Source organism: Streptomyces roseoverticillatus, from assembly GCF_000719265.1.
Taxonomy (GTDB): Bacteria; Actinomycetota; Actinomycetes; order Streptomycetales; family Streptomycetaceae; genus Streptomyces; species Streptomyces roseoverticillatus.
In genome coordinates this window covers 62,307-88,757 of record NZ_JOFL01000038.1, presented here as the reverse complement: position 1 = coordinate 88,757, position 26,451 = coordinate 62,307, and the positions used below count along the sequence as shown (strand labels likewise).

At 73.4% G+C, this 26,451-nt stretch carries 23 protein-coding genes and 1 pseudogene; 11 read left to right on the top strand and 13 right to left on the bottom strand.

Translation table 11 applies throughout. The features are described 5' to 3' along the window. From IF61_RS34850 to IF61_RS0130560, 3 genes are all read right to left on the bottom strand, one after another. The coding region (locus IF61_RS34850; RefSeq protein WP_279617129.1) for a biotin carboxylase N-terminal domain-containing protein at positions 1–95 on the bottom strand (95 nt) is incomplete at its 3' end. A gap of 7 nt (positions 96–102) precedes the next feature. Next, a complete protein-coding gene (locus tag IF61_RS0130565) occupies positions 103–1,605 on the bottom strand; it encodes an acyltransferase domain-containing protein (protein ID WP_030369804.1) in 1,503 nt (500 codons plus the stop codon). Positions 1,606–1,857: 252 nt separating this feature from the next. After that, positions 1,858–2,772, bottom strand: coding sequence for a response regulator transcription factor (locus tag IF61_RS0130560; RefSeq protein ID WP_078660637.1), 915 nt, complete (start codon positions 2,770–2,772; stop codon positions 1,858–1,860). 449 nt (positions 2,773–3,221) lie between these two features. Here IF61_RS0130560 and IF61_RS0130555 point away from each other — a divergent pair, with 449 nt between their 5' ends. Together IF61_RS0130555 and IF61_RS33715 are read left to right on the top strand one after the other, a co-directional pair. Then, the gene (locus IF61_RS0130555) at positions 3,222–3,932 is read left to right on the top strand and encodes a ScbR family autoregulator-binding transcription factor (RefSeq protein ID WP_078660636.1); all 711 of its coding nucleotides are present in this window, start codon (positions 3,222–3,224) and stop codon (positions 3,930–3,932) included. A gap of 397 nt (positions 3,933–4,329) precedes the next feature. Beyond that, positions 4,330–5,505: a sensor histidine kinase gene (locus IF61_RS33715; RefSeq protein WP_157848725.1), complete on the top strand. Its 1,176-nt coding sequence runs from the start codon at positions 4,330–4,332 to the stop codon at positions 5,503–5,505. A gap of 56 nt (positions 5,506–5,561) precedes the next feature. Here IF61_RS33715 and IF61_RS0130545 read toward each other — a convergent pair whose 3' ends face one another. The 3 genes from IF61_RS0130545 to iolC form a co-directional block, all read right to left on the bottom strand. Then, positions 5,562–6,239, bottom strand: coding sequence for a ScbR family autoregulator-binding transcription factor (locus IF61_RS0130545; RefSeq protein ID WP_052393292.1), 678 nt, complete (start codon positions 6,237–6,239; stop codon positions 5,562–5,564). Between the two features lie 107 nt (positions 6,240–6,346). Then, positions 6,347–7,225 carry a Cgl0159 family (beta/alpha)8-fold protein gene (locus IF61_RS0130540; RefSeq protein ID WP_030369799.1) on the bottom strand — a complete coding sequence of 293 codons (879 nt, stop codon included), beginning with the start codon at positions 7,223–7,225 and terminating at the stop codon, positions 6,347–6,349. After that, positions 7,222–8,421 (bottom strand): 5-dehydro-2-deoxygluconokinase, encoded by a 1,200-nt coding sequence (gene iolC / locus IF61_RS0130535; RefSeq protein WP_078660634.1) that lies wholly within the window; start codon positions 8,419–8,421, stop codon positions 7,222–7,224. The genes IF61_RS0130540 and iolC overlap by 4 nt, the downstream gene beginning before the upstream one ends. Before the next feature lie 168 nt (positions 8,422–8,589). On the opposite strand from iolC, the gene IF61_RS0130530 reads away from it, so the two are divergent. The 5 genes from IF61_RS0130530 (at position 8,590) to IF61_RS0130510 (ending at position 12,836) form a co-directional block, all read left to right on the top strand. Then, the gene (locus tag IF61_RS0130530; RefSeq protein WP_030369797.1) at positions 8,590–9,516 is read left to right on the top strand and encodes a sugar phosphate isomerase/epimerase family protein; all 927 of its coding nucleotides are present in this window, start codon (positions 8,590–8,592) and stop codon (positions 9,514–9,516) included. 19 nt (positions 9,517–9,535) lie between these two features. Then, positions 9,536–10,585, top strand: a complete 1,050-nt coding sequence (locus tag IF61_RS0130525; protein ID WP_052393290.1) for a Gfo/Idh/MocA family protein — start codon at positions 9,536–9,538, stop codon at positions 10,583–10,585. 428 nt (positions 10,586–11,013) lie between these two features. Then, entirely contained in the window at positions 11,014–12,021 is a 1,008-nt protein-coding gene (locus IF61_RS0130520; RefSeq protein ID WP_030369795.1) for a Gfo/Idh/MocA family protein, read from the top strand. A 230-nt stretch (positions 12,022–12,251) separates the two neighbouring features. Continuing rightward, positions 12,252–12,458: a helix-turn-helix transcriptional regulator gene (locus tag IF61_RS0130515; RefSeq protein ID WP_030369794.1), complete on the top strand. Its 207-nt coding sequence runs from the start codon at positions 12,252–12,254 to the stop codon at positions 12,456–12,458. Positions 12,459–12,605: 147 nt separating this feature from the next. Continuing rightward, positions 12,606–12,836 (top strand): heavy-metal-associated domain-containing protein, encoded by a 231-nt coding sequence (locus IF61_RS0130510; RefSeq protein ID WP_030369793.1) that lies wholly within the window; start codon positions 12,606–12,608, stop codon positions 12,834–12,836. Positions 12,837–13,350: 514 nt separating this feature from the next. On the opposite strand, the gene IF61_RS0130505 is transcribed toward IF61_RS0130510, so the two are convergent. The 5 genes from IF61_RS0130505 to IF61_RS0130485 all read right to left on the bottom strand — a co-directional run bounded on the left by IF61_RS0130505 (position 13,351) and on the right by IF61_RS0130485 (position 20,599). After that, positions 13,351–14,637 carry a citrate synthase gene (locus tag IF61_RS0130505; RefSeq protein ID WP_030369792.1) on the bottom strand — a complete coding sequence of 429 codons (1,287 nt, stop codon included), beginning with the start codon at positions 14,635–14,637 and terminating at the stop codon, positions 13,351–13,353. Positions 14,638–14,901: 264 nt separating this feature from the next. After that, positions 14,902–17,130 carry an SF1B family DNA helicase RecD2 gene (recD2, locus tag IF61_RS0130500; protein WP_030369791.1) on the bottom strand — a complete coding sequence of 743 codons (2,229 nt, stop codon included), beginning with the start codon at positions 17,128–17,130 and terminating at the stop codon, positions 14,902–14,904. 291 nt (positions 17,131–17,421) lie between these two features. After that, positions 17,422–18,306 carry a sugar phosphate isomerase/epimerase family protein gene (locus IF61_RS0130495; RefSeq protein ID WP_052393285.1) on the bottom strand — a complete coding sequence of 295 codons (885 nt, stop codon included), beginning with the start codon at positions 18,304–18,306 and terminating at the stop codon, positions 17,422–17,424. Continuing rightward, the gene (locus IF61_RS0130490) at positions 18,303–19,457 is read right to left on the bottom strand and encodes a dihydrodipicolinate synthase family protein (protein ID WP_030369789.1); all 1,155 of its coding nucleotides are present in this window, start codon (positions 19,455–19,457) and stop codon (positions 18,303–18,305) included. Before IF61_RS0130490 ends, IF61_RS0130495 begins: the two co-directional genes overlap by 4 nt. After that, positions 19,454–20,599, bottom strand: coding sequence for a Gfo/Idh/MocA family protein (locus IF61_RS0130485; RefSeq protein ID WP_030369788.1), 1,146 nt, complete (start codon positions 20,597–20,599; stop codon positions 19,454–19,456). The genes IF61_RS0130490 and IF61_RS0130485 overlap by 4 nt, the downstream gene beginning before the upstream one ends. A gap of 66 nt (positions 20,600–20,665) precedes the next feature. On the opposite strand from IF61_RS0130485, the pseudogene IF61_RS0130480 reads away from it, so the two are divergent. Continuing rightward, a pseudogene (locus IF61_RS0130480) lies at positions 20,666–21,448 on the top strand (sugar phosphate isomerase/epimerase family protein); the annotation flags it as partial. On the opposite strand, the gene IF61_RS0130475 reads toward IF61_RS0130480, so the two are convergent. Beyond that, complete coding sequence (locus tag IF61_RS0130475) at positions 21,330–22,304, bottom strand: EamA family transporter (protein WP_107043169.1); 975 nt, start codon at positions 22,302–22,304, stop codon at positions 21,330–21,332. The pseudogene IF61_RS0130480 and the gene IF61_RS0130475 sit on opposite strands and share 119 nt — an antisense overlap. A gap of 106 nt (positions 22,305–22,410) precedes the next feature. On the opposite strand from IF61_RS0130475, the gene IF61_RS0130470 reads away from it, so the two are divergent. From IF61_RS0130470 to IF61_RS0130460, 3 genes are all read left to right on the top strand, one after another. Next, a complete protein-coding gene (locus tag IF61_RS0130470) occupies positions 22,411–23,316 on the top strand; it encodes a LysR family transcriptional regulator (RefSeq protein ID WP_030369785.1) in 906 nt (301 codons plus the stop codon). A gap of 58 nt (positions 23,317–23,374) precedes the next feature. Then, on the top strand, positions 23,375–23,995 hold the full coding sequence (locus IF61_RS0130465; RefSeq protein WP_030369784.1) for a TetR/AcrR family transcriptional regulator: 621 nt from the start codon (positions 23,375–23,377) through the stop codon (positions 23,993–23,995). Between the two features lie 361 nt (positions 23,996–24,356). After that, positions 24,357–24,986, top strand: a complete 630-nt coding sequence (locus IF61_RS0130460; protein WP_052393283.1) for a hypothetical protein — start codon at positions 24,357–24,359, stop codon at positions 24,984–24,986. 40 nt (positions 24,987–25,026) lie between these two features. Here IF61_RS0130460 and IF61_RS0130455 read toward each other — a convergent pair whose 3' ends face one another. After that, the gene (locus tag IF61_RS0130455; RefSeq protein WP_030369782.1) at positions 25,027–26,451 is read right to left on the bottom strand and encodes a S28 family serine protease; all 1,425 of its coding nucleotides are present in this window, start codon (positions 26,449–26,451) and stop codon (positions 25,027–25,029) included.

The window sequence follows — 26,451 nt, the reverse complement described above, 5'->3', positions numbered from 1 at the left end:
GCGTAGACCGCCACACTGGCAATCCCGGCATCCCGGCACGCGCGAGCAACGCGGACAGCGATTTCGCCACGGTTGGCGATGAGCACCTTGCGCACGATGAGTTCACTTCTCCAGAGGGGCCGGAGGGGCCAGAGGGGTTTCGGCGGGGACGAGGTGGGCGGGCAGCTCCGCGGGGCGCACGGAGGTGCCGGCGAAGCAGGCGCTCCACGCGACGTGGGCACCGCGGACGTACGCCTGGGCGAGCGAGGCCAGCAGGGTGGGCGCCTCGGGGCGGGCGCGCCGCACGGTGGGCAGCAGCGCCGCCGGGCGGCCCGGGGTCAGGCAGGACTTGCCCATGCTGGTGAGGATGGCGTCGGGGCCGACCTCCAGGTAGGTGGTGGCGCCGCGGGCCTCCAGGGTGGCCATGGCGTCGGCGAAGCGGACGGTCGCGCGGATGTGGTCGACCCAGTAACGGGGCGTGCACATCTCGTCGGGCGAGACGGGCAGGCCGGTGACGGTGGAGACGAGCGGGATGCGCGGGCTGTGGAAGGTGATGTCCTCGATGGCGGCGCGGAAGTCGCCGAGGACGGGTTCCATCAGCGGCGAGTGGAAGGCGTGGCTGACGGGCAGGCCGCGGGTCTTGCGGCCGGCGGCGGCCAGCTCGGCGGCGATCTCCCCGACGGTCGCCTCGGCGCCCGCCAGGACCACGGAGGCGGGGCCGTTGACAGCGGCGATGCCGGCGGTGCCGGTGCGGCCCTCCAGGTGGGGCGCGACGTCGGCGGCGGAGGCGAGGGCGGCGGTCATCACGCCCCCGGCGGGCAGGGCCTGCATCAGGCGGCCGCGTACGGCCACGAGGCGCGCGGCGTCCTGCAGCGAGAGCACGCCGGCGGCGTGGGCGGCGGCGATCTCGCCGATGGAGTGGCCGGCGAGGACGTCGGGGCGCACGCCCCAGCTCTCCAGCAGCCAGTACAGGGCCACTTCGACGGCGAAGGTCGCGGGCTGCGTGTACTCGGTGCGGCTCAGGAGGTCCGCGTCGCCGCTGTCGATCACCTCGCGCAGGGGGCGCGGCAGGTGCGGGTCGAGGACGTGGCAGACCTCGTCGAAGGCCTCGGCGAAGACGGGGAACGCGGCGCGCAGCTCGGCACCCATACGGGGGCGCTGTGCGCCCTGTCCGGTGAAGAGGAAGGCGAGGGCGCCTTCCTGGACGGTGCCGGTCGCGAGGCCGGGGGCGGCTCTGCCTGCGGCGAGGGCGTCCAGGCCGCTCAGGGCGTCGTCGCGGCCGGTGGCGAGGAGGACGGCGCGGTGGGGGCCGTCGCCGGCGCGGGAGGCCAAGGCGAGGGCCGCGGACGCGGGGTCCGGGGCGCCGGCGGTGCCGGTCGTGTCCGTCGTGCCGGTGCCGGTGCCGGTGCCGGCGAGGAGGTCGCGCAGCGCCGCGGCGCGGGCGCGCAGCTCCTCTTCGGTGCCTGCGGAGAGGACGAGGGGCAGCGGGGCGGGAGCTGCTTCGGGCGGTACGGGGCGCTCCAGTGTGGTGGCGCCGGAGGGTGCGTGGTCCATGGAGGCCTGCCTCGCGGTGTCGTCGGGAAATTCCAGGTCGTCGGCCGTGCGGACGCCCGCGGTACGCGTCATGGCAGCGTGCGGGCGGACGGAAGGGGCGCCGCGGGCACCGTGGCCGTCACCACGGCCGGCGTACGGAGCGCCGGGGCCGCGGGATGCGCAGCGGTGCGTGGGGCGGAAAAGGGTGGCCGGAAGGTGGGGCGGGCAGGAAATCCTCGGGTGATTTCCCGTTCCCCGTCGCTGCGGCTTCGTTGCCGTGCGAAAAGCATCTGGAATTGGTGACTGACCGTCAAGGTATCCCCCATTAAACCTTGGTGAACTGTGTCAGGCGATCGTCAGAGCTGTGCCTCGCTGCGCCTCCGATGCGTTTTCCGGGGAATGCCGGTCGGCGTTCCCGAGGTGTCCGAAGCGAAATCCGACGCCGCGGATGGTGATGATCCAGTCGGCGGAACCGAGCTTCCCGCGCAGACTGCTGACGTGGGTGTCGATGGTGCGTCCGGGCCGGGACCAGTTGTCGTCCCACACCTGCGTCATGAGCTCCTTGCGGGAAATCACTTTCTCCGGCTGCGAGGCGAGGAGCCGGAGGAGGTCGAATTCCTTGCGGGTGACCTCGATGCGGCGCCCGCCGAGGCGGACCTCGCGCGTTCCCGCGTCGATGGTGAGCGGGCCGGCAGTGATGACCTGGGCGGCGGGGCGCTCGCGTCCCTGGGGGCGCGCACGGCGCATGACGGCCTCGATGCGGGCCATGAGCTCGCGGAAGCCGTAGGGCTTGATGACGTAGTCGTCGGCGCCGGCCTGCAGGCCCAGCACCCGGTCGAGCTCGCTGGCGCGGGCGGTTACGGCGATGACGGGGATGTCACTGGCGGCCCTGACGGCGCGGCAGATCTCCAGGCCGTCGAGGTCCGGCAGTTCGAGGTCGAGGAGGACCAGGTCGGCATCGCCGTAGGTCTCCAGGGCCTTGCTCCCCGTGCCGGCGACGGAGGTGTCGTACCCGTGCCGGCGCAGCCCGTGGACCAGGGTCTCGGCGGCGCGGGCGTCGCTCTCGACCACCAGGACGCGCAGGGTGTCCTCCGCCCGGGCGGCTTCGGTCCGGCCGGTCCGGCCGCCCTGACTGCCGCGGCCGGCCGCACCGGCCGGTCCGGCCGGGTGGGAGCCGGAGCGCGGCCGGGGGACGCGCGGCGGCGACGGCGTCCGGCGTATGTGGGGGTCGAGAGAGGTGGTGGTGGCTTGCTGGTTCATCCGCTGCTCCTGCACTGTCGCGCGGCGCTGAGGCCGCTAGCCGACCGTTCAACGCGAGATTACAAACCGGACTGCTGGTTTGTCAAAGGTCTTGACCATCGCCGAGGGGCGGCACTCAGCCACGCCCGCCGGACTCCTCTATCCGTAGCCGCATCATCCGGCCAACGGCCGCTTCCTCAGGGGATCGAGGCCCTCCGGGGGTCATTCGCAGGGCGGGGCAATCGGGTCGGTTGGCGCAACAAACAGGAGGAGAATCCGGTTAATTACCCTGAGATACAGGGGCATATCCCACACATTCGGACAGTCATGAGCTAGAAATAAAACCAGTTAGTTGGTTTCATGGTTCCCATGACGCTGTCCCCCCTCCACGTTCGTACATTCGCGCAGCTCAGCGCGGTTTCACGCGGCCCCGCACGCACCACCGGAACGCACTGCTCCAAGGGCCTGTCATGACCAAGCAGGAACGGGCCATGAACACCCGTCACGCCCTCATCCGCTCCGCGGCCCAGGCCTTCGACCAGCACGGCTACACCCGGGCCAAGCTCGCCGGCATCAGCGCCGGCGCCGGCGTGAGCACGGGCGCGCTGCACTTCCACTTCGACACCAAGGCGGCCGTGGCCGCGGCGGTGGAGACGGAAGCCGCACGCATCCTGCACGCCGTCGCCCGCCGTGTCCACCGCCGCAGCCCCTGCGCCCTGCAGGCCATGGTCGACACCTCGCACGCGTTCGCGCAGCAGCTGTGCTGGGACGTCGTCGTACGGGCCGGCTTCCACCTCAACTCCCGCACCTCGCACGCCGCCGAGACCGACCTGCTGCAGGAGTGGCTGGAGTGCGTGCGACGGTACCTGACGCGGGCCGCGAAGGAGGGAACGATCCTCGCGGGCGCCTCGGCCGAGGACATGACGGCGACGATCATCGGGGCGACGATCGGCTTCGAAGGGCTCGCGCGGCGTGACCGCGAGTGGCTCTCCCGGCCCACGCTGTCCAGCCTGTGGCGCGCGCTGCTGCCCCGGCTGGCCACCCCGGAAACGCTGGCGCGGCTGGAGCCGGCCGGGACGGAGTCCGCGCTCAGCGCGGCCGGCGGCAGCGCCGCACCCGCCCCGGGCGGGTGGGAGGACACGGCGCGGGAGGGCGCGGCACGGGAGCTGCCGCGCGACTGACGGGAGAACCCGGCGGCAGGACCCGGCGGCAGGACCGGCGGAGGAACAGGCGGGAGAGCCGGCGGGCAGAACCGGCAGGAGATCAGACTCGCACCCGAGCAGGGCCGTACGGAGCGGCCGGCCACCGGAGGGGGACCGGGCCGGCCGCTCCGTACGGCCCTGTCGCGCATCCGCGGACGGGAAGCGCATGGCGGAAAATCAACGCTCCACCGACCTCGAATACCGATGATCCGGTTTTTCTGTCCGCCGTAAGTCCGTTATGCCGGTCCGACGAGTGCGGCGGAACCCTCACATCTCCCCCACGAATCCCTCGCCACCTTCACGAAGGCTGTTGACAAACAGGATGACCGGTTTGTTAACGTCCCCGGTGTCGGATCGACGCACACGTGGGGGACATGTGGGAATCGCGGACAGCTCAGCGGGACATGCCGGCCGGTCGGGGTTCGCCCTGCTGGAAGCCGTGGTGGGGAACGGCTTCACGACGGCCCTCCAGGAGGGGCTGGGCCGTTCGGCCGTCTCTTCCCTCGGTCCGCGCCGGGCGCACGGGGTGCACGGAGCACGACAGCACGCGCCCGCACAGGTGGTGCCCATGGTGCCCGCCCAGCGGCGCCCCGCGTCCGGGAGCGCTCTGGGCGTGGACGCGGGCGCGGTGATGCGCCGTTACGAGGCGGCCCTGCCGGAGGTCCTGGAGGAGCTCGGGTGCGATGCGCCCACGCTGCGCTCCTCCCTCGCCCTGCACGCGCGGTGCGTGCTGGCCGCGGCGGAAGCCGCCGCCGAGCGGGGCGGCCCGGCCCCCGCGGACTCCTGGCGGGCGCCGGCGGCACTGCGCGCGGACCCCCGGATCCCGGAAGCGGCCGCGGGCCTGCTGATGGAGTGCGCGCTCCAGGAGGTGCTGGCGTCCGGCGACCCGCGGGGGGCGGGGACCGCGCGCCGTGCGGCGCGGGTGGTGCGGCTGCTCGGCGGCAGCGCCGCGTCGGGGCGGGACGACGAGGTCTGGCGGGAGCGCCGGCGGCTGGCACGGGAGATCCACGACCAGCTCGGCACCTCGCTGACCCTGGCCCTGCGCCACCTGGAGTCCCCCGGCGCCGACGAGGCACAGGCGGCCGGGAAGCTCGTGCGCGAGGCGCTCGGGCGGTCGCGGGAGCTGGTCGGGGAGCTGCGTCTGGCCGCCGAACTGCCGCCCCTGGCGCGGGCCGTTGAGGCATTCGCCGCGCAGGTCACGCCCGGGACGCCGGTGTCTGTGGCCGCCACGGGGGACGAGTCGCTGCTGTCGGACGCCTCTCGGCGCGAGCTGTTCTGGTCCCTGCGCGAATGCCTGAGCAACAGCTTCGTGCACGCCCCGGGCGCGGCGGTGGAGGTGACGACGCGGGTGACGCGGCGCTGGGCCCACGCCCGGGTGGAGGACGCCGGGCCCGGTTTCGACGCGGCGCGCGTCATGTCCGCACCGGCGGCGGGCGGTCTGCGCTGGGTGCGCGAGCGCATCGAGGACATCGGCGGCCGGGTGACGCTGGAGAGCACACCGGGCGAGGGGACCCGGGTGAGCATCCACGTACCGCTGCTGGCACGCCCCTGAAGCTCCGGTCGCTCGGGCGGCGCCGGCGCTCGGGGGCGTTCGGGCGGTGGCGGCCCTCAGGCGGTGGCGGCCGCGGCTTCCTCCTGGCGCCGGGCCTCGTGCTGCGCCTGGTGGGCCCTCCAGACACGGGCCCCGCGGTCGGGAGCGGTGTCGAGGTTCCGCAGTGCGCCGGGGACGGCGATGCCGGGCAGGAAGGTGTCGTAGAGGAGGGCGATGCGCTTCTCCAGTGCGCCGCTCTCGGCGTGGGCGGTGGCGAGGATCTCCACACCCGTCCACGCCCCGACGAAGAGGGTGGCCGTCGCGCCGGGGTCGACGTGGGGCAGGACCTCGCCCTGCGCCTTGGCCTCGGTCAGCTGATCCGCGATGAAGTCGATCCAGGCGGGCCAGGAAGTGCCGAACAGGTCACGGGCCTTGCGGTCGGCGGAGAGCCGGATGGAGGCGCTCAGCAGGGGCTCGCCGGGCAGGCGGTGGGCGAGGACCATGCCCACGTCCACCCACTCCTGCAGCCTGGACTCCTGGGGCAGGATGCCCTCGATGGTCAGCGCCTGGCCCAGGACCCCGCGGGCCAGCTCCTCCTTGGAGGCGAAGTGGAAGTACAGGGCGCCCTTGGTCACGCCCGCGCGCGCGAGGATCTGCGCGATGGTCGTGGACTCGTAGCCGAACTCGTCGAAGACGGCGCCGGCCGCTTCCAGGATCAGACGGCGCGTGCGGACCGCCCGCTCCTGCTTCGCCACGAGGAACCTCCGTGCTGCCGAGCGCTGTCCAAAAATAAATACCGTGCAGTACGTATCTTACATGCGGCGGCACGCCGGCCCGACCGGCGACAGCGGCCCCGCCGGCGTCACAGCAGCCCCACCGCCGTGTCCACGGCCCGCGCCACGTCCCCGTCCGCGGGGTAGAGGAGGGACCGGCCCGCCACCAGCCCCTGCACCGTCGGCAGGCGCAGCGCCGACCGCCAGCGCTCGTACGCCGCGTCCTGGTCGCCGCCCACGTCGCCGCCCAGCAGCACCGCCGGCAGCGTCGACGTCTCCATCACCCGTGCCATGTCCGCGGGGTCCTCCGTCACCGGCACCTTCAGCCACGTGTACGCGGACGTCCCGCCCAGCCCGGAGGCGATGGCGATCGCCCTCGTGACGGCTTCGGCACCGAGGTCGTTGACGACGCGGCCGCCGGACCGGCGGGACAGGAACGGCTCGACGAAGACCGGCAGCCGCCGGGCGGCCATCTCGTCGACGGTGCGGGCGGCCGTGTGCAGGGTCCTGAGCGAGCCGGCGTCGCCGGGGTCGATGCGCAGGAGCAGCTTCCCGGCGTCGAAGCCGAGCGCGGCCAGGTCCTCCGCGCGCGGCCCGGTGAAGCGGTCGTCCATCTCGAAGGCCGCGCCGGCGAGCCCGCCGCGGTTCATGGACCCGATGACGACCTTGTTCTCCAGCGCGCCGAGCAGCAGCAGGTCGTCCAGGACGTCGGCGGAGGCCAGGACCCCGTCGACACCGGGCCGCGACAGCGCGAGGCAGAGCCGCTCCAGCAGGTCGGGCCGGGCCGCCATGGCCAGCGGCCGGTCCCCGACGGAGAGCGCGCCGCGTGCGGGGTGATCCGCCGCGATGACCATCAGCCGCCCGCTCTCCCCGAGCAACGGCCGCCGGCCCCGCCGCGCGGCGGCTTCGGCAATGGCCTCGGGGTGCCGGCTGCGGATACGGGCGAGCTCGCCGATTCGTACGCTCACGACGGGCGAACCTCCGGGCGGGCCTCCTCGCCGGAGGGGCCGGACTCCTCGCCGGAGGCGCCGTGCGCGCCGTGCGCGGCCTCGCCGGGTTCACCGGCCCCGCCGGCGGGGCGCACCCGCGCGGCGCCGGCCCGGTCCTCCGGTGAGGACCGGGCCGCGCCGGAGCGACCGGCCGCCCCAGCCGCACCGGAGCCGCGGGTCAGGAGGGCCTCCACCTCCTGACGCGTCGGCATCGCCTCCGAGCACGACAGGCGTGAAGCCACCAGCGCCCCCGCCGCGTTGGCGAACCGGAGGGTCTGTTCCAGGGGCCGGCCGGCCAGCAGTCCGTGGCACAGCGCACCGCCGAAGGCGTCGCCCGCGCCGAGGCCGTTGACCACGTCCACCTCCACGGGCGGCACTTCCGCCGTCGTCCCGTCGCGGTGGACGGCGAGGACGCCCTCGGGTCCCCGTTTGACCACGGCGAGTTCGGCCCCGGCGTCCAGCAGCGCCCGCGCCGCGCGCCACGGCGCGCGCTCGCCCGTGGCGACCTCGCACTCGTCGGCGTTGCCGACGGCGACGGTCGCGTGGGCGAGGGCCGCGGCGTAGTGCGGCCGGGCGGCGGCCATGGCGGCCGGTCCCGTACGCCCGCCGTGCCCGGACGCGCCGCCCTCACCGCCCCAGAACAGCGGCCGCCAGTCCAGGTCGAGGACCGTGACGCCGCGCCGCCCCCGCGCCGCGAGCGCGGCCAGCGTCGCGGTCCGGCTGGGCTCCTCGCACAGGCCGGTGCCGGTCGCCCAGAAGATCCGGGCGGCCCGGATCGCGCCGAGGTCCAGCTCGTCCGCGTGGATCTCCAGGTCGGGCGCCTTGGGGCGGCGGTAGAAGTAGAGCGGGAAGTCGTCCGGCGGGAAGATCTCGCAGAACGTCAGGGGCGTCTGGTACACGGCGACGGGCGTCACCCACCGGTCGTCCACGCCGAAGCGGCGCAGCGCGTCGTGGAGGTAGTCGCCGAAGGGGTCCGCGCCGGTGCGGCTGATGAGCGCCGCGCTCCGGCCGAGCCGCGCCGCGGCGACCGCGACGTTCGCGGGCGAGCCGCCCAGGAACTTGCCGAAGATCTCGGCCTCGGCCAGCGGCACGCCGGTCCGGAGGGGATACAGGTCCACGCCGACCCGGCCCATGGTGATCAGGTCGAAAGACGTACGCGCGCTCGGGTGGCTCATCGGCGCCCTTCCTGAGGATTCGGCTCGGGCCATTGTCCTTACATATAGACGCGAGCGGAAGACATCTTGACGTTACGTCCGTATGTCAGGACGTAGCCTTGACACTCCCCCGTACCGCGGGAAGGCTACGGGCAAAACCCAGCCCCTCCCTCGCCCGAGGAGAGCACCATGCCCGCTCCCGACGCGACCGCGAACGTCCCCTCACGGCACCGGATCCGGGTCGGCTCCGCCCCCGACTCCTGGGGCGTCTGGTTCGCCGACGATCCGGCCCAGCTGCCCTGGCGGCAGTTCCTGGACGAGGTGGCTGACGCTGGCTACGAGTGGATCGAGCTGGGCCCGTACGGCTACCTGCCCACCGACCCGGCCCGGCTGCGCGACGAGACGCAGCGGCGCGGCCTCACGGTCTCCGCCGGCACGGTCTTCACCGCGCTGCACCGCGGTCCGGACACGTGGGAGGCGACGTGGGCGCACGTCGCGCCCGTCGCGGAGCTCACCGCCGCGATGGGGGCGCGGCACCTCGTCGTCATCCCCTCCTTCTGGCGCGACGACAAGACCGCCGAGATCGTCGAGGACCCCGAGCTGACCGCGGATCAGTGGCGGCACCTCACCGGCGGCATGGAGCGGCTCGCCCGCGAGGTCCGCGAGCGTTACGGGCTCGGGATCGTCGTTCACCCGCACGCCGACACCCACATCGACACCGAGGCGCACGTCGAGCGCTTCCTCGACGCCACCGACGCGTCGCTGGTGTCCGTGTGCCTGGACACCGGGCACTACGCGTACTGCGGCGGCGACAGCGTCAGGCTCATCGAGACGTACGGGGAGCGGATCGGCTACCTCCACCTCAAGCAGGTGGACCCGGAGGTCCTCGCGGACGTCCTCGCCAAGGGGACGCCCTTCGGGCCCGCCGTCCGGCAGGGCGTCATGTGCGAGCCGCCGCGGGGCGTTCCCGCGCTGGAGCCGGTCCTCGCCGCGGCCTCCCGGCTGGACGCGGACCTGTTCGCCATCGTGGAACAGGACATGTACCCGTGCCCGCCGGACCGCCCCCTGCCCATCGCGCGGCGCACGCGGGGCTTCCTGCGCGGCTGCGGCCTCTGAGACCGGGAGACTTGCACAGATGAAGCACGAAGGCGCAGGCAAAGGCGCAGGCGCAGGCGGGGCCGTCCTCGGCGTCGCGGTCATCGGCACGGGGCGGATGGGCTCCGACCACGTCCGGCGCCTGGACCGGGTCATCAGCGGGGCCCGGGTCAGCGCGGTCATAGACGTCGACGGCGAGCGCGCCGAGCGGATCGCGGGCGGCGTCCCCGGCTGCACCGCGTACACCGACGCCGCCGCCGCGATGGACGCCGGCGACGTGGACGCCGTACTCATCGCCTCGCCCGGGCCCGCGCACGAGGAGGCCCTGCTGGCCGCCTTCGCGCGGGACCTGCCCGTCCTGTGCGAGAAGCCGCTCACGCCCGGCGCGGAGTCCGCGCTGCGGGTGCTGGAGGCCGAGGTCCGGCTCGGGCACCGGCGGGCGCAAGTGGGGTTCATGCGCCGCTACGACACGGAGTACCTGCAGCTGAAGGCGCTGCTCGACAGCGGCGGGCTCGGGCGGACGCTCATGCTCCACTGCCGGCACCGGAACGTGGCCACGCCGCCCGGCTTCACCGAAGCGATGATGATCAACGACTCGGTGGTGCACGAGATCGACGCCACGCGGTGGCTGCTGGGCCAGGAGATCACTGCGGTGAGCGTGGTGAAACCGGCCCCCTCGCCGGCCGCGCCCGGCGGGCTGAGCGACCCTCAGCTGGTCCTCCTGGAGACCTCCGGCGGCGCCCTGGCCGACGTCGAGGTCTTCGTCAACTGCGGGTTCGGCTACCAGGTGCAGTGCGAGGCGGTCGGCGAGCGCGGCAGCGCGCGGCTCGGCGACGCGCACGGCCTCTACGTGAACGCCGCCGGGCGCTGGGGCGGCGCCATCGCCCAGGACTACGTGGACCGCTTCCGCGAGGCGTACGACCGCGAGATCCAGCACTGGGTCGACGCGGCGCGGCGCGGGGTGACGGAGGGACCGAGCGTGTGGGACGGGTACGCGGCGGCGGCGGTCTGCGAGGCGGGCGTCCGGGCGCAGTCGTCCGGCGCCCGGACGGAGGTCACGTTGGCGGCGCGCCCGCCGATGTATGCGTGACACCCGGTGTCAGGGGGTGGTGCCGCCGCACGACACCGCCGGACACCCCGGCGGGGGTTACGCGCCGTCGCGGCGGGGTGTTCTCGCCCGCGGCGAGAGCCGGCGGGAGCCAGGGCCGCTCAGCCCATGCCCGCACGGGCATCCCTCCCGCCGCAACGGCGACAAGCCACGACGACGGAGCCCGGCGGTGCCGAGCCGTTCCACGCCGTTCGGCACCGCCGAACACCCCGGTGGGGGTCGCGCGCCGTCGCGGCGGGATGTTCTCGCCCGCGGCGAGGACCGGCAGGGCCGCACAGCCCACGCCCGCACGGGCATCCCTCTCGCCCGCGGCGAGGGCCCGCGGCCGGGCAGGCCATGCCGCACAGGCATGCCCCGTCGTCCGCCCGCGCGGCCGGGAATCGCACCGAACCCACAGGACGGAGTCACGCATGCGGATCGGAGTCGTCGGGGCCGGGCGGATCGGGGGGCATCATGCCGCGGTCCTCGCAGCACTCGACGGAGTCGAGGGCGTCGTCGTCGCGGACGCCGATCAGGACCGCGCCGCGGCCCTGGCCGCACGCGTCGGTGCACGGGCCGCCCCCTCCCCCGAGGCCGTCTTCGGCGGCGGCGTCGACGCGATCGTGATCGCGGCGACCACCGCGGCCCACCCCGCCCTGATCGCGCGGGCGGCCCGCGCCGGCCTCCCCGCGTTCTGTGAGAAGCCCGTCGCCCTCGACGTCCCCGGCACGCTGCGCGCGCTCCGCGAGGCGGACGCGGCGGGCACGCTCCTGCAGCTGGGGTTCCAGCGCCGCTTCGACGCCGGTTTCCGCTCGGCCCGCGCCGCCCTGCGCGCCGGCCGCCTGGGCCGCGTGCACACGATCCGCGCCGTCACCTCGGACCCGGCGCCCCCGCCGGCCGCGTTCCTGGCGCAGTCGGGCGGGCTGATCCGGGACTGCCTGGTGCACGACTTCGACGCCGTCAGGTGGCTGACGGGCCGGGAGGTGACGGAGGTGTACGCCCGCGGAGCGACCGGCGGGGCGTCCGCGGCCCTCTTCCGGGAGGCGGGCGACGTGGATACGGCCGCCGTCCTCCTCACCCTCGACGACGGCACTCTGGTCACGGCGACAGCGACCCGCTGCAACGGCGCGGGCTACGACGTCCGCATGGAGCTGTCGGGCGAGCTCGACCAGTGGGTGGTGGGCCTGGACGCCCGTACGCCCGCGACGTCGGCCGAGCCGGCCGGCCCGCCCCCGCCCGCGCGCCCCTGGTCCGGCTTCCTGGAGCGGTTCGCTCCCGCGTACCGCGCCGAGCTGGCCGCCTTCGTCGAGGCCGTCCGCGGCGAGGCCCCGAACCCGTGCCCCGGCCGCGAGGGCCTGCACGCCCTGCTGGTGGCCGAGGCGTGCGAGACGTCGCGGCGGGAGAACCGCCCGGTACGCGTCGCACCGGCCCCGGGCTGACGCACGCACCACGCACACACACCGGCACGTGCACACCCCAAAACAGCGTCATACACGCGTCACAGGTGTCACGTTCTCGCCGCCCTTCCGTCACAGCCGTACCACGGCGCCGCATCGACGGTCACTCTGCGTCGTTGCAACGGACAACAGTCGTGGTGACCGACAAGGCCGCGCCGCAGCTCCCCCGACGGATCCCCCTCCGTCGCTGCGGCACAGCGGAGAGGCGCGAGATGACCGATCGTCGACTCTGGTCCTACAAGGAGATCGCAGCGCACATCGGCGTGCAGACCGACACCGTGCGGACCTACCGGAAGCACGGGTTGCTGCCCAAGCCCGACCACAACGAGGGCGGCAAGCCCTACTGGTTCGCGGACACGGTCCGCGCCTGGGTGGCGAGCCGCCCGGGCAACCGCGCCCGGCGCGATCCGAACAACTGACCCCGTTCCTTCCGGGCCCCGGGCCGTCGTGGTCCGGGGCCCCTTGCCCTTCCCGGCCTTCCCCTCCACCCCCTCCTCCGAAATACCCCCGGGGGGTAGGCTGTTCCCCGCACGGCACCACGATCGATCTTCCCGAGGAGAACCGTCATGAGCGCTCAGCCCACCGCCATCACCACCGTCTACCGCGTGACCGGCATGACCTGCGGCCACTGCGAGTCCGCAGTACAGGAAGAGCTCTCCACTCTGGCCGGCGTCACGTCCGTGCAGGCCATGGCCGGCACCGGCGAGGTCACCGTGGTCTCCGCGGCCCCGCTGGACGAGGAGGCCGTGCGCGCCGCGGTGGACGAGGCGGGCTACGAGCTCACCGGCCGCGCCTGACACACCCCGGCCCGGCGCACCCTGGTACACACGGACCGCGCACGAACCCCGGTACGCACGGACCACACGGACCGCACCCCAGTCCGACACGTAACCCACATAAGCGACACAACACCCACACAATTGGGATCTTGCCCCACTGCGCCCGTTATGGCAGGAGACCTAGATCACAGCAATGGCAACGTAACCATTGCGGGGGGTCGTGGGTCTAACCAGGCAGTGCTGGATCGTCTTGGGGGACGGTACCGGCCACGCGTGGCCGGGGCACGTACCCGGGGAGCTTTGAGCGGCCCTCCCGTACGTACGCGTCCCGGCAGATCGCGTCGGCTGCGCGCACCGAGGCTCCCGGCCGGATCCCGTGGGGGGAATCCGTACCGGGGAACGGGAGGCGCCCCGCTCCGACCCGTGGGGGGATCGGAGGCGGGGCGCTTTTCTCACAGCCCATGCGAAAAGCCCTGAGAGCCGCGGCGGCTCTCAGGGCTTTTGTCGGCTACGGGGCCGGAACGACCGTGCGTCAGGCGCGCTCGACCGGCAGGTCCCGCTCGACGACGCCGGTGTAGATCTGGCGCGGACGGCCGATCCGGGAACCCGGCTCCTTGATCATCTCGTGCCACTGCGCGATCCAGCCCGGCAGCCGGCCGAGGGCGAAGAGCACGGTGAACATCTCGGTCGGGAAGCCCATGGCCCGGTAGATCAGACCCGTGTAGAAGTCCACGTTCGGGTAGAGGTTACGCGAGACGAAGTAGTCGTCGGAGAGCGCGTGCTCTTCCAGCTTCAGCGCGATGTCGAGCAGCTCGTCGGACTTGCCGAGCGCCGAGAGGACGTCGTGCGCCGCCGCCTTGATGATCTTCGCCCGGGGGTCGAAGCTCTTGTAGACGCGGTGGCCGAAGCCCATCAGGCGGACGCCGTCCTCCTTGTTCTTCACCTTGCGGATGAAGGAGTCGACGTCGCCGCCGTTGGCCCGGATGCCCTCGAGCATCTCCAGCACCGACTGGTTGGCGCCGCCGTGCAGCGGGCCCCACAGGGCGTTGATGCCGGCGGAGATCGAGGCGAACAGGTTGGCCTGCGAGGAGCCCACCAGGCGCACGGTCGACGTGGAGCAGTTCTGCTCGTGGTCGGCGTGCAGGATCAGCAGCTTGTCCAGGGCGCTGACGACGACCGGGTCCAGCTCGAACTCGGCGGCGGGCACCGAGAAGGTCATGCGCAGGAAGTTCTCGACGTAGCCGAGGTCGTTGCGCGGGTAGACGATCGGGTGACCGATCGACTTCTTGTACGCGTAGGCCGCGATCGTCGGCAGCTTGGCCAGCAGCCGGATCGTGGACAGGTGACGCTGCTGCTCGTCGAACGGGTTGTGGCTGTCCTGGTAGAAGGTCGACAGCGCGCTGACCACGGAGGACAGCATGGCCATCGGGTGGGCGTCGCGCGGGAAGCCGTCGAAGAACCGCTTGACGTCCTCGTGCAGCAGCGTGTGCTGGGTGATCTCACCCTTGAAGGTCGCCAGCTCCTCGGTCGACGGCAGCTCGCCGTTGATCAGGAGGAAGGCGGTCTCGAGGAAGGAGCTGCGCTCGGCGACCTGCTCGATCGGGTAGCCCCGGTAGCGCAGGATGCCCTGCTCACCGTCGAGGTAGGTGATCGCGGATTTGTAGGCGGCGGTGTTGCCGTAACCGGAATCCAGGGTCACCAGACCGGTCTGGGCGCGGAGCTTGCCGATATCGAAGCCCTTGTCGCCGACGGTGCTGTCGACCACCGGGTAGGTGTATTCGCCGTCCCCGTACCGCACTACTACAGAGTTGTCGCTCACGTCATCCCTCACCGACGTTGTGCCTCTTCTTCGAGGTGCCCTGACTACCCCTACCTTCCCCCATTTGGACGATGCACGTGCACTCGGGGTCGGCCATAGGGCCTAAAGACGGCACTCAGTGCCGTCCAGCCTGGCCATACTGCCCCCTTCGCCCCGGTTGGTAAACCGATGAGAGACGAATCCCACCCCGGATCCGCGCTCTCCGGGGCCTCTTCGGGCCGGTAAGGGGCCGTCCGGCCCTTCACAAAACCTCCCCGAACGCCCTCACATTCCCAGCCGGTGATCGAGCGCGGTACACCTCCTGCCTGCGGAGACGGTCCGCACGGCCTGCCCGAGCGCCTTCCGCGAGCCCACCAGCACCACCAGCCGCTTTGCCCGGGTTACTGCGGTATAGAGCAGATTGCGCTGCAGCATCATCCACGCACCGGTGGTGACGGGGATCACCACGGCCGGGTATTCGCTGCCCTGCGAGCGATGGATCGTCACCGCGTAGGCGTGCGCGAGCTCGTCGAGTTCGTCGAAGTCGTAGCCCACCTCCTCGTCCTCGTCGGTGCGCACGGTGAGCCGCTGCTCGACGGCGTCGAGGCCGGTGACGACGCCCACCGTGCCGTTGAAGACGCCGTTCTGCCCCTTTTCATAGTTGTTGCGCACCTGGGTGACCTTGTCGCCGACGCGGAAGACCCGGCCGCCGAAGCGGCGCTCGGGCAGGTCGGGCCGGGCGGGCGTGATCGCCTGCTGCAGCAGTCCGTTGAGGGTGCCGGCCCCGGCCGGGCCGCGGTGCATCGGCGCCAGCACCTGGACGTCCCGGCGGGGGTCGAGCCCGAACTTCGCGGGGATGCGCCGGGCCGCCACGTCCACGGTGAGCCGGCCCGCCTCTTCGGTGTCCTCCTCGGCGAAGAGGAAGAAATCCGTCATCCCCTGAGTGATGGGCTGCGCCCCGGAGTTGATGCGGTGTGCATTGGTGACGACGCCGGACTGCTGCGCCTGCCGGAAGATGCGGGTGAGCCGGACGGCGGGGACGGGGCTGCCGGGGGCCAGGAGGTCGCGCAGCACCTCCCCGGCGCCCACGGAGGGCAGTTGGTCCACATCGCCGACGAGGAGCAGGTGGGCGCCCGGCGGCACGGCTTTGACGAGCTTGTTGGCCAGCAGCAGGTCGAGCATGGACGCCTCGTCCACGACCACCAGGTCGGCGTCGAGGGGGCGGTCCTTGTCGTACGCGGCGTCGCCGCCGGGCTTGAGCTCCAGGAGCCGGTGGACGGTGGACGCCTCGGCGCCCGTGAGCTCGGAGAGCCGCTTCGCGGCCCGCCCGGTGGGGGCCGCGAGGACCACCTTGGCCCCCTTGGCGCGGGCCAGTTCGACCACGGAGCGGACGGTGAAGGACTTGCCGCAGCCCGGCCCGCCGGTGAGCACGGCGACCTTGCTGGAGAGCGCGAGCCGGACGGCGTCCCGCTGCTCGGGGGCGAGTTGCGCGCCCGTGCGGCCCGCGAGCCAGGTCAGGGCCCGGTCCCAGTCGACGTCCTGGAAGACGGCGAGCCGGTCGGCGCCGTCGCCGAGCAGCCGCTTCAGCTGCCCGGCCAGGGAGAGTTCGGCGCGATGGAAGGGGACGAGGTAGACGGCGGTGACGGGCTGCCCGTCCTCGGAGCCGGGGACCTTCTCGCGGACCACTCCCGCCGCCCCTTCCCCGCTCGCCTCCTTCTCCTGAGCCGCCAGTTCCGCGAGGCAGTCGATGACGAGCCCGGTGTCCACCTGGAGGAGCTTCACGGCATCGGCGATCAGCCGCTCCTCGGGGAGATAGCAGTGGCCCTGGTCGGTGGACTGGGAAAGGGCGTACTGCAGCCCGGCCTTGACCCGCTCGGGGCTGTCGTGCGGGATGCCCACGGCCTGGGCGATGCGGTCGGCGGTGAGGAAGCCGATGCCCCACACGTCGGCGGCCAGCCGGTAGGGCTGGTTGCGGGTGACGGAGATGGAGGCGTCCCCGTACTTCTTGTAGATGCGCACGGCGATGGAGGTGGAGACGCCGACGCCCTGCAGGAAGACCATGACCTCCTTGATGGCCTTCTGCTCCTCCCAGGCGGCGCCGATCAGCTTGGTGCGCTTCGGGCCGAGGCCGGGGACCTCGATGAGGCGGCCGGGGTCGCTCTCGATGACGTCGAGGGTGTCCGTGCCGAAGTGCTCGGTGATGCGGTCGGCGATGCGCGGGCCGATGCCCTTGATCAGGCCGGAGCCGAGATAGCGGCGGATGCCCTGGACGGTGGCGGGCAGGACCGTGGTGTAGTTCTCGACGGTGAACTGCCGCCCGTACTGCGGGTGGGAGCCCCAGCGGCCCTCCAGTCGCAGCGACTCCCCCGGCTGCGCGCCGAGGAGCGAGCCGACCACCGTGAGGAGGTCGCCGCTGCCGCGGCCGGTGTCGACGCGCGCGACCGTATAGCCGCTCTCCTCATTGGCGTAGGTGATCCGCTCCAGGACACCTTCGACGACTGCCATCTGGACCATGCACCGACGGTACCGGTCAGTTCCGACAGCGGTTCGAGGGCTGTGGACAACTGCGGCCCGGCCACGGCACCGCCGGTCCGCCGGCGCCGTGGCCGGTCGCCGTTGCGGCGGGAAGGAGACGCACGGCCCGGGCCTCGGGCAGGAATGGCGAAGGGGCCCGGTCCGACGACCGGGCCCCTTCACATCCCCCCAAAACCGGCTTCCTCCGAATCCCCCCGGATCCCTCCCCAGGAAGCCCGATGCCTTGTACGACCCGCTTCGGCCGCAAAGGGTTGCAACGCTTTCAAGGAGTTATCCTTCCGTTACCCTTTGTGCGATTTCAGGGTCGTCGGCTACCCCGGGTCGAGCAAGCGCGTACCGAAGGTAACGTTCCAGGGTCTCGGCGAGGACTTCCGCTCCGTCCCTGGCCCACAGCCGCGTGCTGAAGATTTCGGCCTCCACCGGCCCCCGGTAGCCCGCCGCAGTCGCCTGTTCGAAGAACCAGCGGAGGTCGACGCAGCCGTCGCCGAGCTGGCCGCGGCCGAGCAGCGCCCCTTCCGGCAGCGGCGTGACCCAGTCGGCGAGCTGGAGGGCCGCGATCCGGCCGCCCTCCCCCGCCCGCGCGAGCTGTCCGGCCACGGTGTCGTCCCACCACAGGTGGTAGCTGTCGACCACGACGCCGACCCGGTCGGCGGGGAACCGTTCGGCCAGGCTGAGGGCCTGACGGAGCGTCGTGACGACGCTCCGGTCGGAGGCGTACATGGGGTGCAGCGGCTCGATCGCGAGCCGGACGCCGTGCCCGGCCGCGTACGGGGCGAGCGCGTCGATCGCCTCCGCCACCCGCTCGCGCGCGCCGGTCAGGTCGCGCGAGCCCGGCGGCAGCCCGCCCGGGACGAGGACGAGGACGGCGGCCCCCACCTCGGCGGCCTCCTCGACGGCCGCGCGGTTGTCCGCGAGCGCGGCCGCCCGCGCCCCCGCATCGGGGGACGTCAGGAAGCCGCCGCGGCACAGGCTGCTGACGGACAGTCCGTGCTGCCGCACGAGCCGCCCGGCGGCGGCCGCCCCGTACTCCTGCACGGGCCCGCGCCACAGCCCCACGTGCCGCACCCCCGCCGCCGCGCACCCCGCCGCCAGCTCCGGCAGGGACCACTGCCGCACGGTCTGCTGGTTGAGGCTGAAGCGCGCGAGGCCGGTCACGGCTCCACCCCGTGGACGGCCAGCAGCCGGCGCATCCGGGCCTCGGCGAGGCCCGGATCGGGGAACAGCCCGAGGCCGTCGGCCAGCCGGTACGCGCGCGCGAGGTGCGGCAGGGAGCGCGCCGCGTGCCCGCCTCCCGCCATGGTGAAGTGGTCCTGGTGCCCGGAGAGCCACGCGAGCAGCACGATCCCCGTCTTGTAGCAGTGCGTCGGCGGTGCGAAGAGGTGGCGGGCGAGCGCGACGGTGGGGTCCAGGAGGGAGCGGAAGCGGTCCCGGTCGCCCCGGTCGAGCGCCCGCACCGCGTGGGCGGCGAGGGGCGCCAGCGGGTCGAAGACGCCCAGCAGGGCGTCGCTGTGGCCGTCCGCGCCGCCCTCGACGAGACCGGGGTAGTGGAAGTCGTCGCCCGTGTAGCAGCGCACACCGGTGGGCAGCCGGTGGCGCAGGTCCCGCTCGCGCTCCGCGTCCAGCAGCGACACCTTGACGCCGTCGACCTTGTCCGGCCGGGCGGCGACGACGGCCAGGAGGGTGTCCGCGGCGGCGTCCGGGTCGGTGCTGCCCCAGTAGCCCTCCAGCGCGGCGTCGAAGACCGGGCCCAGCCAGTGCAGGATCACGGGGCGTGCGCTCTGCCGCAGCAGGGCGCCGTAGACCTCCCGGTAGTCGTCCGGTCCGGCCGCGACGGCGGCGAGGGCCCGCGAGGCCAGCAGGACGGCCTGGGCGCCCGCCGCCTCCACGAGCTCCAGCTGCTCCTCGTAGGCGGCGGTGACGGCCGCAAGGGTGCCGTACGGGGGCGTGAGCTGGTCGGTGCCGGCCCCGCAGGCGATGCGGCCGCCGGCGGCCTTCGCCTCCGCCGCGGAGCGCCGGATCAGCGCGGCCGCGGCCGGCCAGTCGAGGCCCGCGCCGCGCTGGGCCGTGTCCATCGCCTCGGCGACCCCGAGGCCGTGCGCCCACAGGTGGCGGCGGAAGGCCAGGGTGGCGTCCCAGTCGAGCGCGGCCGGGCCGTACGGCGTGGTGTTCCCCAGGGGGTCGGCGACGACGTGGGCGGCGGCGAGGAGGGCGCGGGAGACGGGCGGCGGTCCGGGCGCGAGGTCCAGGGGCCGGCCCGTGGGCTCGTACGGGCGCAGCCGCCCGCCGGCGTCGGGCAGCCGGATCACTGGCCGCTCCAGTTCATCCGACGGCCCTCCCGGGCCGACATCCGGGCCAGCGTCGCGAGCCATACGCCGCGGGCGCCCGCGCGCAGGTCGTAGGGCCAGGGCTCGTCCAGGGCGACGTGCCGCAGGAACAGCTCCCACTGCACCTTGAAGGCGTTGCCGAACGGCTCGTTGCCGGGAACCTCCTGCCACTGCGCGCGGAAGCCGTCGTCCGCGGGGACGTCGGGGTCCCAGACGGGCTTGGGGGTGACGGAGCGGTGCTGGACGCGGCAGTGGCGCAGCCCGGCGACGGCCGAGCCCTCGGTGCCGTCGACCTGGAACTCCAGCAGCTCGTCGCGGTGCACGCGCACCGCCCAGGAGGAGTTGAGCTGGGCGACGACGCCGCCGTCCAGCTCCATGATCGCGTAGGCGGCGTCGTCGGCGGCCGCGTGGTAGGGCTTGCCGCTCTCGTCCCAGCGGTGCGGAATGTGGGTGGCGACGTGGGCCTGGACGCTCCGCACGGGGCCGAAGAGGTCCCGCAGGACGTACTCCCAGTGGGGGAACATGTCGGCGGTGATGCCGGCGTCCGGGTCGCGGTAGTTCCAGGAGGGGCGCTGTGCGGGCTGCCAGTCGCCTTCGAAGACCCAGTAGCCGAACTCGCCCCGTACGGACAGGACGCGGCCGAAGAAGCCGCCGTCGAGGAGCCGCTTGAGCTTGCGGATGCCGGGGAGGAAGAGCTTGTCCTGGACGACGCCGTTCTTCACGCCGGCTGCCGCGGCGCGGTCGGCGAGGTCCACCGCCCCGCCCCAGTCGCAGGCGACCGGCTTCTCGCAGTACACGTGCTTGCCCGCCTCGATGGCCCTGCGCAGGGCCGGTTCGCGGGCGGAGGTGGCCTGGGCGTCGAAGTAGACGTCCACGGCGGGGTCGGACAGGACGGTGTCGAGACTGGTGGTCCACCGGTCGAGGCCGTACCGTCCGGCGAGCTCCTTCAGCCGGGCGTCGCTGCGGCCGACGAGGACGGGCTCCGGCCACAGGCGCGTGCCGTCGCCGAGGTCGAGGCCGCCCTGCTCCCGCAGGGCGAGGACCGAGCGGACCAGGTGCTGGCGGTGCCCCATGCGGCCCGTGACGCCGTTCATGGCGATCCGCAGGGTTCTGCGTGCGCTCATCGTGCGTTCCCCCCCTTCTGCCGTACGGAGAGCATTTCCCGCCCGCCCCGGGGGAACCCGTTCCCCATGAAGCTCGCCTTCTCCACGCTCGGAATGCCCGGACTGCCCCTGTGGGAGGTGGTGCGGCTGGCCCGCGCGCACGGCTGGGACGGCGTGGAGCTGCGGGCGCACCCGGAGGAGCCCGTGCACCCCGGGTGCGGGCCGAGGGAGCGGGAGGCGGCGGTCGCGGAGTTCGCCGGGTCGGGCGTGGCGATCCTGTCCGTGGCGGGCTACGCGCAGGTGGCCGCCGCCGGCGACGATGAGGCCGTGCTGCGCGAGCTGAGCGGGCTCGTCCATCTGGCGGCCGATCTGGGGGCCCGCTACGCCCGGGTCTTCCCCGGCGGTGGCGGTCTGCCGGCGGAGGAGGCGGACGCGCTGGCTGCCCGCCGGCTGGGGGCGGTGGCGCCCCTGGCCGCGGACCGGGGCGTCCACGTGCTGCTGGAGACGCACGACTCGCACCGCCGGGCCGCGGACGTCGCGCGGGTCCTGGGGCCCGTGGGGCACTCCCACGTCGGCGCCCTGTGGGACGTCCTGCACACCTGGCTGGGCGGCGAGTCCCCGGCGGTGAGCCTCCCGGTGCTCGCCCCGCACCTGGGCTACGTCCAGGTGAAGGACGTCGCCTCGGCGGAGGACCTTGCACCGCTGCCTCTGGGGGCGGGGGTGCTGCCGCTGGGCGACTGCGTCCGGGCGCTCACCGCGTCGGGCTGGGACGGCTGGCTGTGCTGGGAGTACGAGAAGCGCTGGCATCCTCAAGCGGCAGGCTTCGGGCAACTGGCGGGGCCGGGTGCGGAGTACCTGCGCGGGCTGCTCGCCGCCGCCCGGCCAGCGCCGTGACGCCCACCCCGGCCACCAGCAGCACCGCCGCGCCCCAGCGCAGCGGGCTCACGCCCTCGCCGAGGAAGAGCGCTGCCGACGACATGCCGAAGACGGGTACCAGGAGGCTGAAGGGCGCGACGGCCGAGGCGTCGTAGGTGCGCAGCAGGAAGCCCCAGGCTCCGAAGCCGAGGACGGTGGAGACCCAGGCGACGAAGAGGATCGCCCCGGCACCGCTCCAGTCGAGGGACCGCAGTGCTCCGGCGTCCGCCTCCGGGCCCTCGAAGAGGAGGGAGAGCAGCAGGAGGGGCAGGACGGGGACGGTGCTCACCCACACCATGAAGTTCAGCGCGTCGGGCGGCGCCGCCTTGCGGGTGACGATGTTCGACACGCCCCACAGGGCCGCGGCGGTCACGACGAGGGCGAAGCCGAGGACGGGCCCGGACGCGCCCTCGTCGACGGCCGCCACGGCGATGCCCGCGACGGCGGTGCCCATGCCCAGCAGCCGGGTCCGGCCGAGGCGTTCGCCGAGCGCGGCCGTGGCGAACAGGGCCGTGAAGACGGCCTGGGCCTGCAGGACGAGCGAGGACAGGCCGGCGGGCATCCCCAGGTGCATCCCGGTGAACAGGAGCCCGAACTTGCCGACGCCCAGGACGAGCCCGACGGCGACGATCCAGCTCCACCGCACCTGCGGGCGGCCGACGAGGAAGACGGCCGGGACGGCTGCCGCGAGGAAGCGCAGGGCGGAGAAGAGCAGCGGCGGGAAGTGGGCGAGGCCGAAGTCGATGACAACGAAGTTGACGCCCCAGACGGCGGCGACGAGAACGGCGAGGGAGAGGTGCAGGGGACGCATACGGGCAAGCCTCGCCGCCCCGACCCTGTAGCACCAGCACAGGTTCCTTCATGATGGGATTCAGCAACGCTGAAATGACAACGCTGAATCGAGAGGGGGGCGTTCGGTGCTGGACCTGGCACGCCTGCGGGCGCTGCACGCCGTGTCGGTGCACGGTTCGGTGAGTGCGGCGGCCGTGGCCCTGGGCTACACCCCGTCGGCCGTCTCGCAGGCCGTCACCAAGCTGGAGCGGGAGACGCGGACGGCCCTGCTGGAGCGGCGCGGGCGGGGCGTGGCGCTGACCGACGAGGGGCGGCATCTGGCGTCGACGGCCCAGCAGTTGCTGGCGCTGGTCGAGCGGGCGGAGACGGAGCTGGAGGAGCGGCGCGGGCAGCCTGCGGGCCGGCTGGTCGTCGGGGCGTTCCCGTCGGCGGCGCGCGGCCTCATGCCGGGCGTGCTCGCCCGCCTCACGCGCGACCACCCCGCGCTGGACGCCCGCCTGCTGGAGGTCGATCCCCACCTGTCGGTCGACCTGGTCTCCCAGGGCGTCATCGACCTCGCCGTCGTCCACGACTGGGACATCGCTCCGCTGGCTCCTCCGGAGGGCCTGGAGCAGGCGCTGATCGGTGAGGACCGGTGCGACGTCCTGGTGCCGGAGGGGCACCCGCTGGCCGGGCGCACCATGCTCGACCGGAGCGACCTGCCGCACCACCGCTGGATCTGCCAGCCGCCGGGCACCGTCTGCCACGACTGGCTGGTGCGCACGCTGCGCGCCGCCGGGCACGAGCCGGACCTCGCCTACCAGGCCGCCGAGAACCACACCCACATCGCGCTGGTCGCCGCGGGCCTCGGCATCGCCCTCATGCCGCGCCTGGGGCGGGGCCCGCTGCCGGAGGGCGTACGGGCCGTGCCGCTGGACCCGGTCCCCGTGCGGCGGCTCTCCGTCCTGTGGCGCACCGGCGCGGCCCGCCGGCCGGCCATCACCGAAACCGTCCGCACGCTGCACGAACAGTGGCCCCTGAGGACGTTCTGAAGCCCTTGCATCACCCGTTTAAATCGTATGATGCAGCCTCGGCGAGAGGGCTGCACACATGACGGTGGACACCAAGGAACGGCTGATCCGGGCTGCGGACACCGTGCTGCGGACGCAGGGCTACGCCAAGTCCAGCGCGCGGACGATCGCCAGGGAGGCGGGCGTCAACTCGGCGCTGGTCTTCTATCACTTCGGGGGCGTCGACCCGCTGCTGTTCGCCGCGCTCGACCGCTCCTCCGCCGAGCGCATGGAGCTGCTCACCGAGGCCGTCGCGGGCGCCCGCACGCTGGAGGACCTGGTGGACGCGGGCACCCGCGTCTACCGCAGCGACATCGACGGCGGGCACCTGACCATGTTCTCCGAGCTCGTCGCCGCGGCCGTCGCCAAGCCGGAGCTGCGCGAGGAGATACGGGTCCGGGCGGAGCCGTGGATCTCCTTCGTCGAGCAGACCCTGGAGCGGGTCATCGGCGGGACGCCGCTCGCCCGCCTCACCCCGCCGCGCGACCTCGCCAACGCCGCGATCACGTTCTACCTCGGGGTCAACCTCTTCACCGTCCTCGACAGCGACCGCTCGCGCACGGAGTCGGTGTTCGCGATGGCCCGGCGGCTCGCGCCGCGCGCGCGGCTGCTGACCCGCCGGCTGCCCGGTCTCGGCACGAAACGGCGCGCGCTCGACTGACGCGCGCCCCGGTGCGGAACCGCTCCGGGGCGCCGCCCGTCCAAGGGCCGTGCTGCCGTCGTACCCCCCGCAGAGCGGTGTCGGCCCGCGCCACCGGCCGGTTGCTGACCTCCCTCTCCGCCGCCTGCGGCGGGCAGCATGCCGTCGTCGGCGCGCCCCCTGCTCCATCTGCGCCGACGGCGGGCAGGACCTGGGGAGAACCCTCCTCCGGGGCGCGTCCGAGGCGCACGCACCCCGGCGTACGCCCGGCGGAACGCGCCCGCACACACATCGTTTCCACCGGCGCCGCGCGCCCCGCACGTCTGGCGTGCGCCGGGCCCGGGAAGCCAGGCTGGAGCGCATCGGGGGGACGGGGGACATCATGCGGCCACGCACGCCGCGGGCGGCGCTGCTCGCGCTCGTGCTCGCCGCCGCCTGCACGGCGGGGGCGCTGACCGGCTGCCGCACGGGCCGGCAGCCCGCCGCCGCGGCCGGAGCCGCCGCGGCCGGGGCCCACGCCCGCTCCGGGCACGATCCGGCGTTCCTGGCCCGCGGGGAGTGCGCGGGGCGCGCCGCGGGCTCGTTCACCGAGATGTCCTGCCGGAGCGCGGAGGCCGCCGCCCGGGTCCTCGCCCGCTACAACGGCCCCCGCTCCGGCGGCCCGCGCTGCCCCGGCGAAACGGACTTCGTCCTGCACATCAACGCCCTCGACCGGGGCACCTCGGAGGAGAGCAGCGCGCCCGAGGGCTACGCCTGCATGCGCAACCTCCAGCCGCCGCACCCGGGCGACCCGGGCATGGGCGGCGGGCCCCTGACGGTGACCGGCGACTGCCTCTACGCCCAGCGGGACGGGGTGGTGAAGGAGACCGCCTGCGACGGCTCGGGGGCCCGCGCCCCCGAGTACCGCGTCACGACGGAGGTCGGCGCGCGCCGGGAGTGCCCGCCCTCGACGGACCTGTACGTACAAGTGGGCGGCGGGGCACCCGTCGGGTGCGCCCGCCGCCTGTCCTGACCCGCCGGTGCGGCGGGGCTGCCCTTCCGCGGCCGGTGGCCTACGGGCGCAGGCCCTTCCGCGGCTCGACGAGCGGCTTGTCGAGCTTCGCGTCGTACGTGGCGAGCGGCTTGGCGTGCGAGGCGTCCTCCGCCACCGCCGCCGGGGCGACGCCCGCCCACTGCAGGACCTTAGCCGTGGCCGTGGCCCGCTCGTCGGCGACCAGCTGGGCGATGTTGGAGCCGTGGTTGCCGCCGGGCGCGTAGAAGCGGTAGTCCTCGCGCGCGGCCGCGTTCCTGCCGAGGCGGAACGGCTCGCTGCTCCACGGGTCGTTCTGCCCGTAGACGAAGAGCATCCGCTTGCTGTCGTCGCGCACCCAGCGGTCGACGTCCGCCATCGCGTTGCGCTTGAACTTCATCGGGATGTCCCGCGGCACGTAGGCGCGCGGCTGGACGGCGTCCGGGTACCGCAGCAGGCCCTTGAGGTGCGGGTACTTCACGGTGGGCGCGCCGAGCTCGGTGCCCGCCTGGTAGTAGTACGGCGTGAAGCGCTCCAGGCCCTGGTCGGTGTAGCCGTCGAAGCCCGAGATGGTGTCGATGAACTTGTACAGGTCATCGGTGGAGGCGTTCGTGGCGGGCACGGTCGCGCACTCGCTCTGCAGGTGGTACTGCCAGAACGAGTAGACCAGGTCGAGGACGACGTTCTCGTAGGCCTTGTCGGCGTCGCCGATGACCTTGAACGTCTTGCCGTTCTCGCCGGCCCACTTCTGGTAGCGGCCGACGATCTCGCCGCGGCGCAGCAGCGCCTGGCGCTGCACCGAGTTCAGCTGGTTGCGGCAGGCCTGGTCGCCAACGTTCGCGAAGAACCGGTCGTAGGCCGAGTCGTCGTCGTTGTCGACGTCGTTGGGCGCGACGTAGGCGACGGTGCCGTTCATGTCGTTCGGGTAGAAGCGGCGGTAGTACGTGGCCGTCATGCCGCCCTTGCTGCCGCCGGTGGCCAGCCAGTTCTTGCCGTAGAGCGGCTTGAGGGCGGCGTAGAGGCGGTGCTGGTCACTGGCCGCCTGGTAGATGTCCAGCTTCGACCAGTCAGCCGGCTGGGGCCGCGACGGGGTGAAGAACCGGTACTCCAGCGACACCTGGTTGCCGTCGACGATGCGGGTCGGCTCGCTGCGGCCCGGGCTGGTGTTGACGTTGTAGCCGGAGGTGAAGAACACGGTGGGCCGGTCGGTCGACTTGTGCAGCAGCGTGAAGCGCTGCTGGAACGTCCCCTTGGCCGGGTTCCGGTGGTCGACCGGCTGGTCGTAGGTCAGGACGAGGTAGCGGTAGCCCTCGTAGGGCTTCTCCTCGACGAGCTTCATCCCCGGGATCTTGAGGACGCGTTCCTTGATGTCCGGCTCTGTGGTCGCTGCTGCGCTCGCGGTGCCGCCGGCGCCGACGGTGCCCACGAGCACCGTCAGGGCCAGCAGCCATCTGAATGCCTTGCGCAC